This is a genomic window from Aminobacter sp. P4_H6_2, assembly GCF_056400805.1.
This window is the reverse complement of sequence record NZ_JBFUKO010001027.1, coordinates 1-1,105: the sequence shown is the minus strand read 5'-3', so window position 1 is coordinate 1,105 and position 1,105 is coordinate 1. Positions and strand designations below refer to the sequence as shown.

The window sequence follows — 1,105 nt, the reverse complement described above, 5'->3', positions numbered from 1 at the left end:
GAGCGCATAGTGGGCGACGGTGAAAGAGCCGGTGTTTATCAAAATCTCGACCGRCATCCCCGCCATGATTTCCACTTCGGGCAGCGCACGAAGCGACGCCTCGGTGATGYGGATGCGCGCGGTGTAAAATGCCCGCTTCGTTTCGGTGTCGATAAGGCGGTCGGCTGAGACATAGGTGAGAACCCCTTCCACGGGGGGAACTCGGCGATGCTTGTACGACAACAGGCGGACACGCGCCGTGAGGCCGGGATGAACCAGGTCGATATCCTCCGGTTTGACCTGGGCCATAACGATCAGGCGGTCTTGGCTAGGCACGAGGTCAAGGAGCGGCTCGCCCGCTGCCACGACGCCTCCAGTCGTGTGGATGCGCAGGTCCGTGACCGTGCCGGCCTCGGGCGCGCGCACAATTGTTCGGGTGAGAATGTCACTCGCGGCTTGAAAGCGCTCGGCGAGTTGAAGGATCTGGGACTGGGTTTCGCGCAGGTCCTCTGCGACCTCTGACTGATAATCGCTTTCAAGCTTGAGGATCATCGCCCGCGACTCGCCAATGGCTTGTCCTGCGCGTGACATTTGGGACATTGTGTCACCGATCCGGCCGTCGATCTCGGCTTGCTCGCGCTCAATCTGCAACAGGCGCGCGCGCGTCTGCAGCCGCTTGGCCACCAGGGGGGCGACTGCCGCGATTTCGCCCTTGATGATGGCCGCCCGCGTCGCGGCCGCTTTTGCCTGAAAACGCAACCCTGCGATTTCCTGCTCCGTCTGTGCCTTGCGCTGCTCGATGATCTCGATCCGTGACGTCTGGAGCTTGCGACGAGTGTCGAAGATCCTGTTTTGCGCGACGATTATCCCCGCCACAGCTGGATTATGCTGTGCGACCGMCAGCATGTCTTTTGGGAATGAGATGGTTTCGCGATTGTCGCGCTCGGCCACCAGGCGCGCCTCCAGGGCTTGTGTGTCCCAGAGCTGCCCCTGCAGCATCTGGACAGTAGCGCGCGCCTTGGTGTCATCAAGGCCGATGAGGGATTGGCCGGCAGCCACCACATCTCCGTCCTGCACCAAGATGCGCCCGATGATGCCTCCCTCCAGATGCTGGATAGTCTTGCGG

Annotated in this window: 1 protein-coding gene; it reads right to left on the bottom strand. The window is 61.9% G+C overall.

The features are described 5' to 3' along the window. Positions 1–1,105, bottom strand: a 1,105-nt coding sequence (locus tag AC1DUU_RS32660) for an HlyD family type I secretion periplasmic adaptor subunit (protein ID WP_476787424.1), incomplete at both ends; no start/stop codon positions are given.